Raw genomic sequence first — 16,354 nt, 5'->3', positions numbered from 1 at the left:
GGTGGCCTCGGGCAATGGCAAGGGGCAGATCTTCGTCAAGGGCGAGGTCATCAAGACCGTGCCGGAGTCGAAGATCGTGGAGACCCTCATCGAGGAAGCAATGAAGATCGCCGAAGTCATGGCGGTGGACGGCGCCCCCGGCGGGGCACCGCACGTCACCGTCGCCTGAACCGGCGACCCGCCACCGTAGGAAGAGCGACCGAGCGGCCGCCCCGGCCCAGGCCGCAAGACGAGGAGGGGGCCCGCGTGTCGTTGCTCGAGAACATCCGCAGTCCGCGCGACCTGAAGACCCTGGACGCCGAGGAGCTGACCGAACTGGCGGAGGAGATCCGCCACTTCCTCATCCACGCCGTCGCCCGCACCGGCGGCCACCTCGGCCCCAACCTGGGCGTGGTGGAGCTCACCATCGCCCTGCACCGCTCGTTCGACTCCCCGGCCGATCGCATCCTGTGGGACACCGGCCACCAGTCGTACGTCCACAAACTGCTCACCGGCCGCCAGGACTTCTCCAAGCTGCGCGGCAAGGGCGGCCTGTCCGGCTACCCCTCGCGCGAGGAGTCCGAGCACGACGTCATCGAGAACAGCCACGCCTCCACCGTCCTCGGCTGGGCCGACGGCCTCGCCAAGGCCAACCAGGTCCTCGGCCGCTGGAACCGCCACGTCGTCGCCGTCATCGGCGACGGGGCCCTGACCGGCGGCATGGCCTGGGAGGCGCTCAACAACATAGCCGCGGCCAGGGACCGGCAGCTGATCATCGTCGTCAATGACAACGAGCGCAGCTACGCCCCCACCATCGGCGGCCTCGCCGACCACCTCGCCACGCTCCGCACGACCGACGGCTACGAACGCTTCCTGTCCTGGGGCAAGGACGCGATCCAGGGCCTGCCCGCCATCGGCAAGCCGCTCTACGAGTCCCTGCACGGCGCCAAGAAGGGCTTCAAGGACGCGTTCGCCCCGCAGGGCATGTTCGAGGACCTGGGCCTTAAGTACCTCGGCCCGATAGACGGGCACGACGTCGCCGCCGTCGAGTCCGCGCTGCGGCGGGCCAAGCGCTTCCACGGCCCCGTCCTCGTCCACTGCCGCACGGAGAAGGGGCGGGGCTACCCGCCCGCCCTGGAGGACGACGCGGACCGCTTCCACACCGTCGGCGTGATCGACCCGCTCACGTCCCGGCCGCTGGTTCCCTCGGCCGGCCGGTCCTGGACCTCGGTGTTCGGCGACGAGATGCTGCGGATCGGCAAGGAGCGGCCGGACGTGGTCGCGATCACCGCCGCCATGCTGCACCCCGTGGGCCTGACCCGGTTCGCGGAGGCCTTCCCCGACCGCGTCTGGGACGTCGGCATCGCCGAGCAGCACGGCGCCACCTCCGCGGCAGGGCTGGCCACCGGCGGCCTGCACCCGGTCTTCGCCGTCTACGCCACATTCCTCAACCGGGCCTTCGACCAGGTGCTGATGGACGTCGCCCTGCACAAGTGCGGCGTGACGTTCGTCCTCGACCGGGCCGGCGTGACCGGCACCGACGGGCCCAGCCACAACGGCATGTGGGACATGTCGGTCCTGCAGGTCGTGCCCGGCCTGCGGATCGCCGCCCCGCGCGACGCCGACCAACTGCGCGCCCAGCTCCGCGAGGCCGTGGACGTCGACGACGCGCCCACCGTGATCCGCTTCCCGAAGGAGAACGTCGGCGAGCCCGTCCCGGCCCTCGCCCGCGAGGGCGGCACGGACGTCATCGGTCTGCCCGCGGACGGCGCGGAGCCGCAGGTCCTGCTCGTCTCCGTCGGCGCCATGGCCGGCGTGTGCCTGGAGGCCGCCGCGCTCCTCGCCGACCGCGGCGTGCCGTGCACCGTCGTCGACCCCCGCTGGGTCAAGCCCGTCGACCCCGCGCTGGTGCGGCTCGCGGGCCGGCACCGCCTCGTCGCGGTCGTCGAGGACAACAGCCGCACCGGCGGCGTCGGCTGGGCCGTCGGGCAGGCGCTGCGCGACGCCGACGTCGACGTGCCGCTGCGCACCTTCGGCATCCCCGAGCAGTTCCTGCCGCACGCCAAGCGCAGCGAGGTCCTGGCGGACCTCGGGCTCACCCCGGCCGAGATCGCCGGCCGGATCAGCGCCGCGCTGGCCCGTAGCGAAGCCGCGGGCGGTAGCGGCGCCTCGGCCGGGAAGGAGACCCCGGCCCGTAAGGGAGCCCCGGCTCGTAAGGACACCCCGGCCCGTAACGGAGCCCCGGCCCGTAAGGAAGCCGCGGGCGCCCCCGCGGCCGGCAAGGAGAACGACGACGCATGACAGCCGACACGACCGACACCGCCGGCCCGGCCGACCGTCCCGCCGCCGGGAGCGGCAAGGGCTTCGACCTGACCCGGCTCCTCGCGGAGCGCGGCGCCGAGCGGTACGACCTGCACGCCCGGCACCTCAACCACCAGCTGCCGCGCATGCTGCACACCATCGGCTTCGACAAGGTCTACGAGCGGGCCGAGGGCGCCTACTTCTGGGACGCTGACGGGCAGGACTACCTCGACATGCTCGCGGGCTTCGGGGTGATGGGCGTCGGCCGCCACCACCCCGTCGTCCGCAAGGCGCTGCACGACGTTCTCGACGCCTCGCTCGCCGACCTGACCCGCTTCGACTGCCAGCCGCTGCCCGGCCTGCTCGCCGAGAAGCTGCTGTCGTACGCGCCCCACCTGGACCGGGTGTTCTTCGGCAACAGCGGCACCGAGGCGGTGGAGACGGCCCTGAAGTTCGCGCGGTACGCGACGGGCAGACCGCGGGTCCTCTACTGCAGCCACGCCTTCCACGGCCTGACCACCGGCTCGCTCTCCGTCAACGGCGAGGACGGCTTCCGGGACGGCTTCGCGCCCCTGCTGCCCGACACGGCGATCCCGCTCGGCGACCTCGCGGCGCTGGAGCGGGAGCTGGCCCGCGGCGACGTCGCGGCCTTCGTCGTCGAGCCCATCCAGGGCAAGGGCGTCCACGAGACGCCCCCCGGCTTCCTGCGCGCCGCCCAGGAACTGCTGCACCGGCACAAGGCGCTGCTCATCGCGGACGAGGTGCAGACCGGCGTCGGCCGCACCGGCGACTTCTTCGCCTACCAGCACGAGGAGGGCGTCGAGCCGGACTTGGTGTGCGTGGCCAAGGCGCTGTCCGGGGGCTACGTGCCCGTGGGGGCGACCCTCGGCAAGGACTGGATCTTCAAGAAGGTCTATTCGTCCATGGACCGGGTGCTCGTGCACTCCGCGAGCTTCGGCTCCAACGCGCAGGCGATGGCGGCCGGGCTCGCGGTGCTCTCGGTCCTGGAGGACGAGCAGGTCGTCGCGAACGCCCGGCGCACGGGCGACCTGCTGCGCACCCGGCTCGCGGCGCTCACCGGCAAGTACGAGCTGCTGCACGACGTCCGCGGCCGGGGCCTGATGATCGGCATCGAGTTCGGCAAGCCGTCCTCGCTGGGGCTGCGCAGCCGCTGGGCGATGCTGCAGGCGGCCCGCAAGGGCCTGTTCGCGCAGATGGTCGTGGTGCCGCTGCTGCAGAAGCACCGCATCCTCACCCAGGTCTCCGGCGACCACCTGGAGGTGATCAAGCTGATCCCGCCGCTGATCATCGGGGAGCGCGAGGTGGACCGCTTCGTGGACGCCTTCACCGCGGTGATGGACGACGCCCACGGCGGGGGCGGGCTGCTCTGGGACTTCGGGCGGACGCTGGTGAAGCAGGCGGTGGCGAACCGCTGAGCCGGGCAAGAACCGGCCTGTCCGGGGGCACCTCCCAGCGGTAGCCGGGGGAGTCTGAGGACGGGGGTCCGGGGCAGAGCCCCGTGTCAGTCCGCGAGGAGCCGGTCCTGCAATCGCCGCCGGGCCGCCGGGCCGAGTCCGAGTCCGTCGGCCAGGTAACGGTCGGCCGAGCCCCACGTCGCGTCCATCTCGTCGAACGCGGCGTGGAGGTACGTGGCGCGCGCCTCGAACATCGGCGAGAGCAGCTCCGCGATCTCCCGGTCCTCGGGCCCGGTCGCCTCCGGTGCCCGCCGCATGCGGTAGCGCCGGTGCGGGGCGTTCGACTCCAGGTAGTCGGCCTCGATGACGTCGCGCGCGACGCCGAGGGCGAGCAGGGTGACCGCGACGGACAGCCCGGCGCGGTCCTTCCCGGCCGCGCAGTGCATGAGCGCGGGCACGCCGTCCTCGGCGAGGGAGCGCAGGACGTGGCCGAGCTCGGCCGTCCGGCCCGTGATGACCTCGCGGTACGTCTCGGCCATCCGGTCCGCCGCTCTGCCGTCGGCCAGCACGCTGCGCAGGTGCGCGAGGTTGCGGGCGCGCACCATGTTCCAGAACTCGGCGCCGTGGGCCGGGTCGTTGAGCGGCAGGTTCACGTTGCGGACGCCGGTGAGTTCGACGTCCGGGCCGTCGAGCGCGATGTCGGCGTCGTTGCGGAAGTCGAAGACCGTGTGCAGGCCGAGGGTGCCGAGGAAGCGGGCGTCCTCCTCGGTGGCGTGGGCAAGGTGGCCGCTGCGGTAGAGGACGCCGTGCCGCACCCGCCGGCCGTCCGCGGCGGGCAGGCCGCCCAGATCGCGGAAGTTGCGCACCCCCGCCAGCTCGGGCTCGGTGGACGGCACATGCGGCGTCTGCGTCACGGGCACTCCCTGGGTCTCGGCTGCCGGCGCTGGTCGTCGGCGAGGCGGCTCAACGACCTTACGACACCGGTTGTACGGGCAATCCGCTCCGTGCGGTAGCCGCGCCGACGTATTCCGCTTGCGGGGAGTTCGCCGGGGTGGGATACATCACGGCACGTCAACCCCTGGTTACGGTGGCGTAGGTCACTCCGGGGGAGGAAAGATGTACTGACGTGGCAGACGATTCGAATTCATTCAGCAAGAGCGCGATCGGGTCGTACGCAGCCGTCGGGGACAGCTTCACCGAAGGCGTCGGCGACCCAGGGCCGGACGACACCTTCATCGGCTGGGCCGACCGACTCGCCGTACTCCTCGCCGACCAGCGCCCCGAGCACGACTTCCGCTACGCCAACCTCGCCGTCCGCGGCCGTCTCCTGGACCAGATCGTCGCGGAGCAGGTGCCCCGGGCGAAGGAGCTCGGCCCCGAGCTCGTGACCTTCTGCGCGGGCGGCAACGACATCCTGCGCCCGGGCAGCGACCCGGACGATGTGGCCGAGCGCTACGAGAAGGCCGTCGCCGAGCTGGCCTCCTCCGTGGGCACCGTGCTGCTGTGCACCGGCTTCGACACCCGCGGGATGCCCGTGCTGCGGCACCTGCGGGGCAAGATCGCGACGTACACCGCCCACGTCCGCGCCATCGCGGACCGGCACGGGTGCCCGGTCCTGGACCTGTGGTCGCTGCGCTCGGTGCAGGACCGCAGGGCCTGGAGCGACGACCGGCTCCACCTCTCGCCCGACGGGCACACGCGGGTCGCCCTGCGGGCCGCCCAGGTGCTCGGCCTGGAGGTGCCGGCCGACCCGGACCAGGCCTGGCCGGACGAGGACCACCGCTCGCCCGCCGAGGTGCGGCGCGACAACATCCACTGGGCGCGCGAGCACCTGGTGCCGTGGATCGGCCGCCGGCTGCGCGGCGAGTCCTCGGGAGACCACGTGGAGCCCAAGCGGCCGGACCTGCTGCCGCTGTAGCACCGCCTCCGGGGGGAGGGCGCCGGGGTGAGTCTTCAGGGGGAGGGCTTCACGAGAGAAGGCTTCAAGGGGTGAGCCGCCCGGCAGCCAGATCGGCCCAGACGACGCGGCCCCGGCCGCTGTCGTCGGGCCGGACCCCCCAGGCCTGGGACAGCGCGCCCACGAGCAGCAGCCCACGGCCGCTCTCCTCGTCCGCCCCGCTGCACCGCACCCGCGGCTCCGTCGGCGTGCGGCCCTGGTCGGCCACCTCTATGCGCAGATGCGCGCCGAGCACCCTCAGCTGACAGCTGACGTTCGCGCTGTCCGTGTGCCGGACGGCGTTGGTGAAGAGCTCGGAAACCACCAACTGGGCGTCGTCGCACGCCACTTCGTCGATGCCCCATTCCCGCAGTTGCGCGAGGACCCGTTTTCGGGCGGCTGCCACCGAGGCGCCGCGAGCCGGGAAGTGGAAGGCGTCCTGCAGACGCGCGGCCATGGAACAGCCGAAGCGCCCGAGCGAAGGTGCGTCATGGGAGGGGACCACGCCGTAACTATATGCGATACCGCCGAGGTGTGGCAAGGTTCAATCTGTAAATTGCAGAATCGTCAGAGCAGTCTGTTGGCTCCGGGGGCGTGCGTGACAGACTGCGGGCATATGACAAGCATCTGACGGTCAGCTGACGGTCGGTGGGCACGGAGGGGGAGGAACAGTGGCGGAAGCGCGTCCGGCGGGCGCCCCGACCGTTCTGCGGGTCGTCCTCGGCAAGCGGCTGCACGACCTGCGGGAGAAGGCCGGCCTCAGCTACGAGCAGGCGGGCCGCGCCCTGGACGTCACGCACGCCACCGTCCGCAGGATGGAGAAGGCCGAAGTCGGCCTGAAGCTCCCCTACGTGGAGAAGCTGCTGCGCGTCTACGGCGTCACCGACCCCGCCGAGGTCGACGGCTTCCTCGACCTCGCGCGCGAGGCGAACCGCCCCGGCTGGTGGCACCGCTTCCGGGACGTCCTGCCCGAGTGGTTCAGCGCGTTCGTCAGCCTGGAGGGCGAGGCCAACCTCATCCGGGCCTACGAACCGCACTACGTCCCGGGGTTGCTGCAGACCGAGCGCTACGCACGCGCCGTGCTCCGCGCCGGCCAGCCGCACGCCCCCGAAGCCGACATCGAGCGCGCGGTCGCCGTCCGCCGGGAGCGCCAGTCGCTGCTCACCCGCGAGGGCGCGCCGCTGCTGTGGGTGGTGATGGACGAGACCGTGCTCCGCCGGCCCATCGGCGGGCCGGACATCATGCGCGAGCAGGTCTCCCGGCTCGCCGAGGCCACCGCCATGCCCAACGTACGGCTGCAGGTCATGCCGTTCGCCGCCGGGCCGCACCCGGCGATGTACGGACCGTTCCACATCTTCCGGTTCCCGCTCCCGGAGCTTCCGGACATCGCGTACGCCGAAAACCTCGTCGGCGCCTCGTACTTCGACCAGCGCGAGGACGTCTCGGCCTTCCTGGAGGCGCTGGACCGGATGTGCGCGCAGGCCGCGCCGGCACAGACCACCGAGGCCGTCCTGGGCGGGATTCGTAAGGAGATCTGAACCATGGATCGCATCTACAACGGCATGCCCGCCACCGACCTCGGCACCGAGGGGTGGAGCAAGCCGTGGAGCGGCGGCAACGGGGGCTCGTGCGTCGAGGCACTGCTGCTGGGCGACGGCCGGATCGCCCTGCGCCAGTCCACCGACCCCGGGGGCCCCGCCTTGATCTACACGCGTCACGAGATGGAGAGCTTCATCAACGGCGCCAAGGCGGGCGCGGCGGACTTCCTGCTCGCCGGCTCCGGCGCCGCCTGCGAGTAAGCCGCGCACGCACGCTGACACCACGCACGCTGACACCACGCGCATGAACCACGCCAATGGCACCACGGGCATGACATGGGATCGGAGCACCGGATGAACCAGCAGGGCTTCGCCGCCGAGGACATCGACACCAGCCGGCCGCACCCGGCCCGGATGTACGACTACTACCTCGGCGGCTGGGACAACTACGAGGTCGACCGGCAGGCCGCCGAGCACGTCATCCGGGCGCACCCCCAGGTGCGGCTCTCCGCCCGGGCCAACCGGGCCTTCCTGCAGCGGGCCGTGCGGGAAGTCGTCCGCGGCGGCGTCCGGCAGATCATCGACATCGGCACGGGCATCCCCACCTCGCCCAACACCCACGAGGTGGCGCGGGAGATCGCCCCGGACGTGCGGGTGGCCTACGTCGACAACGACCCCATCGTCGCCACGCACGCGGGCGCGAAGCTCACCGGCACCGGGCAGGCGGGCTTCGTCCTCGGCGACGTGCGCGACCCGGAGGCGATCCTCTCCCGCCCCGAGGTGCGCGAGCTGATCGACTTCGGCGAGCCGGTGGCCCTGCTGCTGGTGGCCGTCCTCCACTTCGTCACCGACGAGGAGGACCCGGCGGGCATCGTCGCCGCCTTCGCGGACGCCCTTCCCGCCGGCAGCCACCTCGTGCTCTCCCACGCCACGGCCGAACCGTACGAGGGCTACGCGGACGGCCACACCGACGTGAAGGCCCGCGACAGCGTCGTCGGCACGTACAAGAACGCCACCGCGGGCCTCAACCTGCGCGACCGCGCCGCCGTCGAGCCGCTCTTCGGCGCCTTCGACCTCCTGGACCCGGGCCTGGTCCGGGTGCCGCTCTGGCGGCCGGACGGGCCGGTACCGGGCCCCGAGGAGCTCAACGACACGATCTTCTACGGGGGAGTGGGCCGCAAGGGGTAGTGGTCCGGCTCGCGGGGGCTGATGGGCCCGCGGAGGCCGGCGGCCCGCGAGGGCTGGTGGTCCGCGGAGGCTAGTGGTCCGCCGGCGTCCGGTCCGCCTGCGGGCGGGCCGGGGCGGCCGGTATGTCACAGCTGTCCTTGAAGCCCTGGCTGTGCAGGCCCAGCGCCGCGTTGGTGCGCGAGCGGAGGTTCTCCACCGCGATCATCGAGGTCAGCTCGACGAACGCGGCGTCGCCCAGGCGCTGCCGCAGCCGCTCCGCCAGGTCGTCCTCGACGGTCGGCGGGGTGGCCGTCATCGCCTCCGCGTACGCCATGACGTCCCGCTCCAGCGGGGCGTAGGCGCGGCTGTCGCGCCACACCGGGACGTCCTGCAGCTTCTCGTGCGGCAGCCCGTGCCCGCGGCTGAGCCAGTAGCCGAAGTCCATGCACCACGAGCAGCCGATGGCCGCCGCCGACGCCATCTCGGCCAGCGCCTTCAGCTGCGGGTCGAGCTTCTTCCACCGGCCCACCGACAGCTCGAAGCGGGACGTCGTGAGCAGCACGCGCCGGTTGTGGGCGAGGGCCATCAGCGGCTCCAGCACCTTGCCGTAGGTGCGCCTGCTGTACCACTCCATGATCCGGATGAGCGGGGTGCGGTCCGGGGTGAGCGAGATCCTGGCCATGGCTGGTTCCTCCGTCGCAGTGGGTGCGCCTTTGCCCATACGACGGACGGGACCGGTGGATGTGTGACATCGCCGCGCACTGTTCGACATGTGATGGTGGTCACACTGAGTGATCGGGTGTCCGGAGCGGCCCGGCCTACGCTGACGCCATGGACGACGAGCTTTTCCCCCGCCCCCGGGCCGAGATCGCGCCCGGAGCCGTCCACGTCCCCGGCTGGCTGGACCTCGCCGCCCAGCGGCGCCTGCTCGCCGCCTGCCGCACCTGGGCGCGGCCGCCCGCCGGGCTGCGGACCGTGCGCATGCCGAGCGGCGGGCAGATGTCCGTCCGCATGGTCTGCCTGGGCTGGCACTGGTACCCGTACGGCTACGCCCGCACGGTCGTGGACGGGGACGGCGCGCCGGTCAAGCCGTTCCCCGGCTGGCTGGGACGGATGGCCGCGCAAGCCGTCACCGACGCGTACGGCAAGGAGCCCCCGGAGACCACTCCCGCCCCTGCCGCGTACGACATCGCTCTGGTCAATTTCTACGAGGGCGGTGCGACGATGGGCATGCACCGGGACAGCGACGAGCGGGCCACGGCACCCGTCGTCTCCCTCAGCCTCGGCGACAGCTGCGTCTTCCGCTTCGGCAACACCAGCACCCGCAACCGCCCGTGGACCGACGTCGAGCTGCGCAGCGGTGACCTGTTCGTCTTCGGCGGGCCCTCCCGTGCGGCCTTCCACGGCGTGCCCCGCACCCACCCCGGCACCGGGCCCTCCGCGCTCGGGCTCACCGGCCGGCTGAACATCACCCTCCGGGTCAGCGGGCTGTGAGCGCCCGGAAGACGGAAGGACGGAAGGGACGGCACCGCAAAACGGAACGTCCGGCACCGTAAAAAATCACGTGCGGGTGGGGGCACGACCCTGCACAGTGGGTCCCCGGCAGTGCGCCGGCCGCGCGTCCGGGCTCATATCACGGGGGTGAGCCCGGGCGGCGGCAGCCGGAGAGCCCACCGGCGCTCCCCGAAAGGCCCCCCGGGCCGTCGGCCGGGGGCCGCCCGGGCGCCCGCCGGTCCGGGGCAGATAATGGCAGGTGATCTGGCCGCTTTCGCCCTGGAGGTGCCGTGACCGGCTTCCGCCTCAGCAGCTCACCGCTCGACGCCCTGCGCCCCGCCGCGTTCGGCGCCGACCCGTCCGGGGAGCGGATGGCGCGCATCCGGCGGTCACCGAACTTCGCCGACGGCGTCTTCACCAACCCCGTCGGCGCGCAGCGCACACCCTCCGGCGCGATGCTGAAGTTCCTGCCCACGTACTTCCGCGCGGAGGAGCGCGCCCGCCGGGCGCCCGCCGGCAGCGTGCCGGTCCACCCGACCACCGTGGCCGACCTGGCCGTCCCCGCCGCGTCGGGGCTGCGGCTGACCTGGATGGGGCACTCCAGCGTCCTCGCCGAGATCGACGGCGCCCGGGTGCTCTTCGACCCCGTCTGGTCCGAGCGCTGCTCGCCCTTCGCCTTCGCGGGCCCGAAGCGGCTGCACCCGGTGCCCGTGCCGCTGCGCGAGACCGGGCCGCTCAACGCCGTGGTCATCTCCCACGACCACTACGACCACCTGGACATGCCGACCGTCCGCGCCCTCGCCCGCGGCACCGGCGCGCAGTTCGTCGTACCGCTCGGCGTCGGCGCCCACCTGGAGCACTGGGGCGTGCCCGCGGACCGGATCACCGAGCTCGACTGGCACGAGCAGGCCCAAGTCGCCGGCCTCACCTTCACCGCGACCCCCGCCCGCCACTTCTGCGGCCGCGCGCTGCGCAATACCCAGCACACGCTCTGGGCCTCATGGGTGGTGGCCGGTCCCGCGCACCGCATCTTCCACAGCGGTGACACGGGGTACTTCTCCGGCTTCAAGGACATCGGCGCGCAGTACGGCCCGTTCGACGCCACGATGGTGCAAATCGGGGCATATTCGGAATTTTGGCCGGACATTCATATGACGCCCGAGGAGGGCCTGCAGGCCCACGCCGACCTGCAGGGCGACGCCGCGCACGGTGTGTTCCTGCCCATCCACTGGGGTACGTTCAACCTCGCGCCGCACCCATGGGAGGAGCCGGCCGAGGGCTCCGTCGCGGCGGCCCGGCGCCACGGCGCGCGCGTCGCGACGCCGCGCCCCGGTCAGCCCTTCGAGCCGACGGGCGTTCTCCCGGCCGACCCGTGGTGGCGGGCGCTGTCCGTCCAGCCGACGGAGGCAGCGCCCGAGCGGCCCGAGACGCCGGCGGCGGCACCGGAGGTGTCACTGCGGGCGTGAGCGCGGGGGCCCGGGGCGGGTTCGGCACCGCCGGTGTGGCCGCGGGACCTTGCTCGCCGTTGCGGCGGGAGGAAAGGCGCCGGACGCCATGTTCTTCCGCCGCGACGGTGCTCAGCCCCCGGAACGTTTCCGGCGGTGCCGAACCGGCCGTCTCCTCGCGGCCCCGAGCGTCCGGCGCGCCCACCGTCACACCCCATGGAGTTCCATGTCGCAGCAGGAGTCCCGGCGGAGCTGGCGGCTCACGGCGAGCCACGCCTCCGCGGCCCGCACCCCGGGCGGCGCCGAAGGCGCGCCCGCCGCGCCCACCGGCTCGTACGCGTCGATCAGGCCCGCCTGATCGAACGGCACCCCGCCCCGCAGCACCGAAACCGTCCGCACCAGCGCGTCGAAGTCCGTGAACGGGTCGCCGTCCACCACCGTCACGTCCGCGAGCTTGCCGGGCTCCAGCGTGCCCAGGTCGCGGTCCGCGCCGAAGACCCGCGCCGGCAGCACCGTCGCCGTCCGCAGCGCCTGCGCCGGGGACAGCCCGTACCGGTGGAGCGCGCGCAGCCCCAGGTGCAGCGAGAGACCCACGGGCACCAGGGGCGCGTCGGTCCCCAGCGCGACGAGGCCGCCGCCCGCGAGCACCCGGCGGTAGACGCCGGTCTCGCGCTCCAGGGTCGCCAGCTGGTCGGCGGTGGGCGGGGCGGCCGCGGTCCGGCGGACGACCTCGACGTCCCACGGCGGCATCATCCGCGTCACCCGCGGGTCCTGCGCCAGCGCCGGCGCCTCGCCGAGCAGCGGTACGGACGTGAAGATCGTGGCGACGAGGTGGAAGTCCCCGCGGGTGTAGATCTCCTCCACGTCCTGGTACGCGCGCCCCGACGCGGTCGTCGCGTGCCCGAACTCCAGCCGCTGCGTGGCCTGCAGATGCGTCGTCAGGTCCTGTCCGAGCTGGACGCCCGGCGACAGGAGGTGGCTGCCGGCACGCACCCCGAGCCGGTCGTGCGCGAAGCGGGCCGCCTCCTCCATCAGCCAGCCGGGTGCGCGGACGTAGGTCTTCACGAAGTCCCAGTCGAGGGCCTCGGCGCGGGACAGCGACCGGCGCAGCCCCTCGCGGGTGCGGTGCGCGCGGCCCATGCTGTACGCGACGCGGGCCCCGTCGAGGAGCTCCCCGGTGGCCAGCAGCCGCGGCCCCGCGAGCTCGCCGGCGGCCACGGCCTCGCGGATGCGGGCCTGCTCGTGGGCGCCGCCGCCGAAGGAGACCGCGGTGGTGATCCCGTAGGCCAGCTGCAGCGCGGTCTGCCGGCCGCCGTAGGTGTTCTGGTACGGGTGGGTGTGGGTGTCCCAGAGCCCGGGGATCACCGTGCCGGACGACGCGTCGACGGTGCGGGCGGCCGCGCGCCGCGCCCGGTGCGGCTCGACGGCGGCTACCCGGCCGTCGCGGATCACCAGGTCGACGTCCTCGCGCACCGTGTCGCCCGTGCCGTCCCAGAAGCGGCCGGCGTGCACGACGGTGCCGGCGGGCACCGGGCGCCGGTAGTCGAGGGGGACGCGGACGGTGCGGGCGGAGCCGCTGTGGACGTCCAGCAGCCGCAGGCGGCCCGCGGAGAGGTAGAGGAGCGTGCGGGAGTCCGCCGCCCAGGAGGGGTCCTCGGCGGCCTCGTCCGTCAGCCGGCGGGGCTCGCCGTCCGGGGTGCCGTCGGGCCGTACGGGCAGCAGCCACAGCGCGGACTCGGCGATCACCGCCATGTGCCGCCCGTCGGGCGACCAGACGGGCCCTGAGCCGTAGCGGTCGCTGAGCGAGACGTGCGGGGCGAGCGCGTGCAGCCGGGCGCCGCCGCTGGTCGTGTCGATCACGCGGATGAGGTTGTACCCCTCGCGGAACCGCTGGTTCAGCCGGTTGCGGTCGCAGAGGGCGACGTAGCGGCCGTCCGGCGACCAGCTCGGCCGCCCCGGCAGCCCGCCGCCGCCCAGGGCGGCCGCCAGGACCCGGTCCGTACCGGCGGCGAGGTCGCGCACGAGGAGGTTCCCGGCCAGGTCGAGGGCGGCCAGTCTCCTGCCGTCGGGCGACAGGACGGGGTACGCGCGGCCGCCCTCGGCCAGCACGGTGTCCGTGCCGGACGCGAGGTCGTGACGGCGCGCGGCGAGCAGGCCGCCGCTGTCGCCCGCGTACACGAGGGACCGCCCGCCGGGGCTCCACGTGGGCCCGAAGGGATAGCGGGCCGGGTCGGCCTTGACGACCCGGCGCGGCGGCCGCCCGCCCGCCACGTCGGCCACCCAGAGCGCGTTGAGCGCGCCGAACGCGACCCGGCGGCCGTCGGGCGAGAGGGCGGGGAAGTGCAGCGAACGGACCGCGTGCACGCCGCCCGCGTCGAGGTCGTACCGCTTGGTGCGGTAGCGCGGCCGGGGAATCGTGAGCCGGCCCGAGAAGGGGACGACCTCAGCGTCGCGCGGCGCCTGCGGGCGGACGACCCGGAACGTCCCGCTGACGGTGAGCAGCAGCTCGCCGGACCGGGTCCAGCGCGGCGGCACGGGCTCGACGTCCCCGTCGATCGCCACCGGCTCGCCGTCCACCACGAGCGTGCAGCCGGCCGCGGGGGCGGGAGTCGTACGGAGATAGGCGAGGCGTCCGTCAGGGGCGACCGCCGGCGTCATGATCTGCCCGGCCGCGGCCTCGGTGTGCTCGACCCGCACCGGCCCGTGCCCGCCGGCGGGCACGGACGCGACCGTACGGGCCTCCAGCGCGGTCCCGGCGAGGCGCCCGCGGACGAACAGCAGCCGCGCGCCGTCCGGCGACCACACCGGGTCGAAGTCCTCCCACGCCCCGTCCTGCAGCGGCCCCTCCTGCCCGCTCACCCCGGTGACCTGCGTCAGCGCGCCCGTCCGCACGTCCGCCACCCACACCCGGTACGGGCTCCCGACCACGGGGTCGCCGCCACGCTCGGAGGCGAAGGCGATCCGCGTGCCGTCGGGCGACCAGGCGGGCCCGCGGTCGTCCCACGGCCCGTCCGTGACCTGCCGCAGCCCGCTGCCGTCGGGCCGCAGCGTCCAGATGTGGAAGCCACCGCCCCGGTACGCGCAGACGGCGAGCTGCCGACCGTCCGGCGAGTGCACCGGCCGGGTCGGCTCGAGATCGGCCGGAGTGATCGCGACGGCCTCCCCGCCCTTGCGGGGCACCGACCACAGCACGTTCTGCACCTCGGCGACCAGCCGGTCCCCGGCGGGCGCGAGACTGGCCGCGCCATTGGTGGCAGCCGTGAACGACAGCGTTTGGTTTTCTACGGGCGCCGCCACGGCCACGGCCCCGGGCAACGCCCCCGCGACCCCGGCCACCGCCGCGGTACCGGCCGCGGCCTGCAGGAACCTGCGCCGGGAGAGGGCGGAAGACCGAGAGAGGGCGGAAGGGGGAATCGGGGCGTCCGAGGTTGCCAACTGTCCTCCTGGGGCGGGGGAGTTGCCCGCGTCGCGAGCGACGTCCGAAGGCCCGATGGTCCCACGGGGGCCGGGAGGGTGGTCAACACCGCGTGGGGGAGGAAGAGGACTGACGCATATCGAATAAATGAGCTAAATAAGACATTTAGGGATGATCGATGCGCTGAAAGGCGTGCGCGATCACCCGCTGAAGTGCGGTATTGTTCTCATGCGCGGTCGGCAAGGGCGAGAGCCCGAGCCGGACAAGCACCGGGACGTGGCGCAGTTTGGTAGCGCACTTGACTGGGGGTCAAGGGGTCGTGGGTTCAAATCCCGCCGTCCCGACCAGCGAACATCGCAGGTCAGAGGCCGTTTCCTCGAATTGAGGGAACGGCCTTTCCGTTGTCCGGGGCGCCGCGGAAGCGCACCGCCAGTGCCGCGATGTCGTCGTCGAGGCCTCCGCTGCTGTGGGTGAGCAGGTCGCGGTGGAGGCCGTCGAGGAGTTCGCGTGGGCGTTCCGGGGTCTGGTGGCGCATCCAGTCGGCCAGGGGGAAGAAGTCGCCGTTGCGGTCGCGGGCCTCGGTGACGCCGTCGGTGTAGAGGAGCAGCTGGTCTTCGGGGGTGAAAGCGAAGGTGTCGGTGCTGTAGCAATCGCCGATCAGGCCCGCGAGGTTGAGCAGCGGTGCGGGGTCGGTGGGGCTCAGGACGCGGAGGCCCTCGCGGTTCAGGAGGAGCGGCGGAGGGTGTCCGCAGTTGAGGATCCTGATGATGCTGCTGTCCTCGTGCGGGATCTCGACGAGGACGGCGGTGGAGAAGCGCTCGGCCAGGTCATCCGGGGGGAACGCGGCGTTGTAGCGGGTGCTGCTGGCTTCCAGGCGGCGGGCGATGCCGGCCAGGTCGGGTTCGTCGTAGGCCGCCTCGCGGAAGGAGTTGACGACCGCCGCGGCCGTCCCCACGGCGGGCAGGCCCTTGCCTCGTACGTCGCCGATGAGCAGCCGGACCCCGTGCGGCGTGTCGGCCACCTCGTAGAAGTCGCCGCCGATGCGGGCCTCGGCCGCGGCCGCGAGGTACAGCGACTCGATCTCGATGGCGCCGAAGCGGCGCGGCATCGGGCTCAGGACGACCTGCTGCGCCGCGTCGGCGACGAGCCTGACCTGGAAGAGGGACTGTTCGCGCTGGAGGCGGACGTGGCTTCCGTACGCGGCGGCCACGGTGACCGCGACGATGCCGGCCACCGTGTACCACGCTCCCAGGCCCGGGAACACGAGGCTGAGGCCGATCATGAGCAAAAAGCAGACAGTTCCCAGCAGCACCGTGGGGAGCACGGGCCACATGGCGGCGGCGAGCGCGGGGGCCGCGGGCAGGATGCGGCTGAAGGCCATGTCCGGGGGAGTGGCGTACGCCAGGCTGGCGATGACCACGGTCAGGATCACCGGTGACAGCTGAACTGGGGACCACCGGCCCTGGGAGCGACGGGGTCGCGGCTGTCCGGGCTTGACCATGCTACATATCGTATCTAGACATCATGGACATATGACCTTTTTGGGGCCTGCTATGCCCCACCCGGGGGGTGTGTCACCCGAATGGCGCGGTCGGGGTGTCGTATGAATGTGCGATACCCGGCTCCTGTCTCCCCCGCGATCCCTCGCTCCTCCCTCTCACTCG

At 73.1% G+C, this 16,354-nt stretch carries 13 protein-coding genes, 1 tRNA gene and 1 pseudogene; 10 read left to right on the top strand and 5 right to left on the bottom strand.

All coding sequences use genetic code 11. The annotated features are described in order from the left end of the window. From IF61_RS0105265 to IF61_RS0105255, 3 genes and pseudogenes are all read left to right on the top strand, one after another. Nucleotides 1-169: pseudogene (locus tag IF61_RS0105265) on the top strand (flavodoxin-dependent (E)-4-hydroxy-3-methylbut-2-enyl-diphosphate synthase); the annotation flags it as partial. A 77-nt stretch (nt 170-246) separates the two neighbouring features. After that, entirely contained in the window at nt 247-2,280 is a 2,034-nt protein-coding gene (gene dxs, locus IF61_RS0105260; RefSeq protein WP_030365051.1) for a 1-deoxy-D-xylulose-5-phosphate synthase, read from the top strand. Then, nucleotides 2,277-3,716 (top strand): aspartate aminotransferase family protein, encoded by a 1,440-nt coding sequence (locus tag IF61_RS0105255; protein ID WP_052392413.1) that lies wholly within the window; start codon nt 2,277-2,279, stop codon nt 3,714-3,716. Before dxs ends, IF61_RS0105255 begins: the two co-directional genes overlap by 4 nt. Nucleotides 3,717-3,802: 86 nt before the next feature. On the opposite strand, the gene IF61_RS0105250 is transcribed toward IF61_RS0105255, so the two are convergent. Continuing rightward, nucleotides 3,803-4,609 (bottom strand): tyrosine-protein phosphatase, encoded by an 807-nt coding sequence (locus IF61_RS0105250; protein WP_030365049.1) that lies wholly within the window; start codon nt 4,607-4,609, stop codon nt 3,803-3,805. A gap of 212 nt (nt 4,610-4,821) precedes the next feature. Here IF61_RS0105250 and IF61_RS0105245 point away from each other — a divergent pair, with 212 nt between their 5' ends. Further along, nucleotides 4,822-5,613: an SGNH/GDSL hydrolase family protein gene (locus IF61_RS0105245; RefSeq protein WP_030365048.1), complete on the top strand. Its 792-nt coding sequence runs from the start codon at nt 4,822-4,824 to the stop codon at nt 5,611-5,613. Nucleotides 5,614-5,677: 64 nt separating this feature from the next. Here the strand turns inward: IF61_RS0105245 and IF61_RS0105240 are convergent, their stop codons facing one another. After that, complete coding sequence (locus tag IF61_RS0105240) at nt 5,678-6,136, bottom strand: ATP-binding protein (RefSeq protein ID WP_245684406.1); 459 nt, start codon at nt 6,134-6,136, stop codon at nt 5,678-5,680. A 166-nt stretch (nt 6,137-6,302) separates the two neighbouring features. Between IF61_RS0105240 and IF61_RS0105235 the strand changes: the two genes are divergently transcribed. From IF61_RS0105235 to IF61_RS0105225, 3 genes are all read left to right on the top strand, one after another. Further along, nucleotides 6,303-7,169, top strand: a complete 867-nt coding sequence (locus IF61_RS0105235; RefSeq protein ID WP_030365046.1) for a helix-turn-helix domain-containing protein — start codon at nt 6,303-6,305, stop codon at nt 7,167-7,169. A 3-nt stretch (nt 7,170-7,172) separates the two neighbouring features. Continuing rightward, entirely contained in the window at nt 7,173-7,430 is a 258-nt protein-coding gene (locus IF61_RS0105230; protein WP_030365045.1) for a DUF397 domain-containing protein, read from the top strand. Between the two features lie 75 nt (nt 7,431-7,505). After that, on the top strand, nt 7,506-8,357 hold the full coding sequence (locus IF61_RS0105225; RefSeq protein WP_245684405.1) for an SAM-dependent methyltransferase: 852 nt from the start codon (nt 7,506-7,508) through the stop codon (nt 8,355-8,357). Nucleotides 8,358-8,427: 70 nt separating this feature from the next. Here IF61_RS0105225 and IF61_RS0105220 read toward each other — a convergent pair whose 3' ends face one another. Further along, nucleotides 8,428-9,018: a carboxymuconolactone decarboxylase family protein gene (locus IF61_RS0105220; protein ID WP_043187792.1), complete on the bottom strand. Its 591-nt coding sequence runs from the start codon at nt 9,016-9,018 to the stop codon at nt 8,428-8,430. 149 nt (nt 9,019-9,167) lie between these two features. Between IF61_RS0105220 and IF61_RS0105215 the strand changes: the two genes are divergently transcribed. Both IF61_RS0105215 and IF61_RS0105210 read left to right on the top strand, forming a co-directional pair. Beyond that, nucleotides 9,168-9,830 (top strand): alpha-ketoglutarate-dependent dioxygenase AlkB family protein, encoded by a 663-nt coding sequence (locus IF61_RS0105215; RefSeq protein WP_030365042.1) that lies wholly within the window; start codon nt 9,168-9,170, stop codon nt 9,828-9,830. A 290-nt stretch (nt 9,831-10,120) separates the two neighbouring features. After that, a complete protein-coding gene (locus tag IF61_RS0105210) occupies nt 10,121-11,296 on the top strand; it encodes an MBL fold metallo-hydrolase (RefSeq protein WP_030365041.1) in 1,176 nt (391 codons plus the stop codon). Nucleotides 11,297-11,482: 186 nt separating this feature from the next. Here the strand turns inward: IF61_RS0105210 and IF61_RS0105205 are convergent, their stop codons facing one another. After that, nucleotides 11,483-14,710 carry an amidohydrolase family protein gene (locus tag IF61_RS0105205; RefSeq protein WP_052392412.1) on the bottom strand — a complete coding sequence of 1,076 codons (3,228 nt, stop codon included), beginning with the start codon at nt 14,708-14,710 and terminating at the stop codon, nt 11,483-11,485. A 250-nt stretch (nt 14,711-14,960) separates the two neighbouring features. On the opposite strand from IF61_RS0105205, the gene IF61_RS0105200 reads away from it, so the two are divergent. Continuing rightward, a tRNA-Pro gene (locus IF61_RS0105200) sits at nt 14,961-15,037 on the top strand. Nucleotides 15,038-15,051: 14 nt separating this feature from the next. Here the strand turns inward: IF61_RS0105200 and IF61_RS0105195 are convergent. Beyond that, complete coding sequence (locus IF61_RS0105195; protein WP_052392411.1) at nt 15,052-16,191, bottom strand: PP2C family protein-serine/threonine phosphatase; 1,140 nt, start codon at nt 16,189-16,191, stop codon at nt 15,052-15,054. Nucleotides 16,192-16,354: the final 163 nt, after the last annotated feature.

The sequence above is a fragment of the Streptomyces roseoverticillatus genome (assembly GCF_000719265.1).
Taxonomy (GTDB): domain Bacteria; phylum Actinomycetota; class Actinomycetes; order Streptomycetales; family Streptomycetaceae; genus Streptomyces; species Streptomyces roseoverticillatus.
This window is presented reverse-complemented; position numbering and strand designations above follow the sequence as displayed.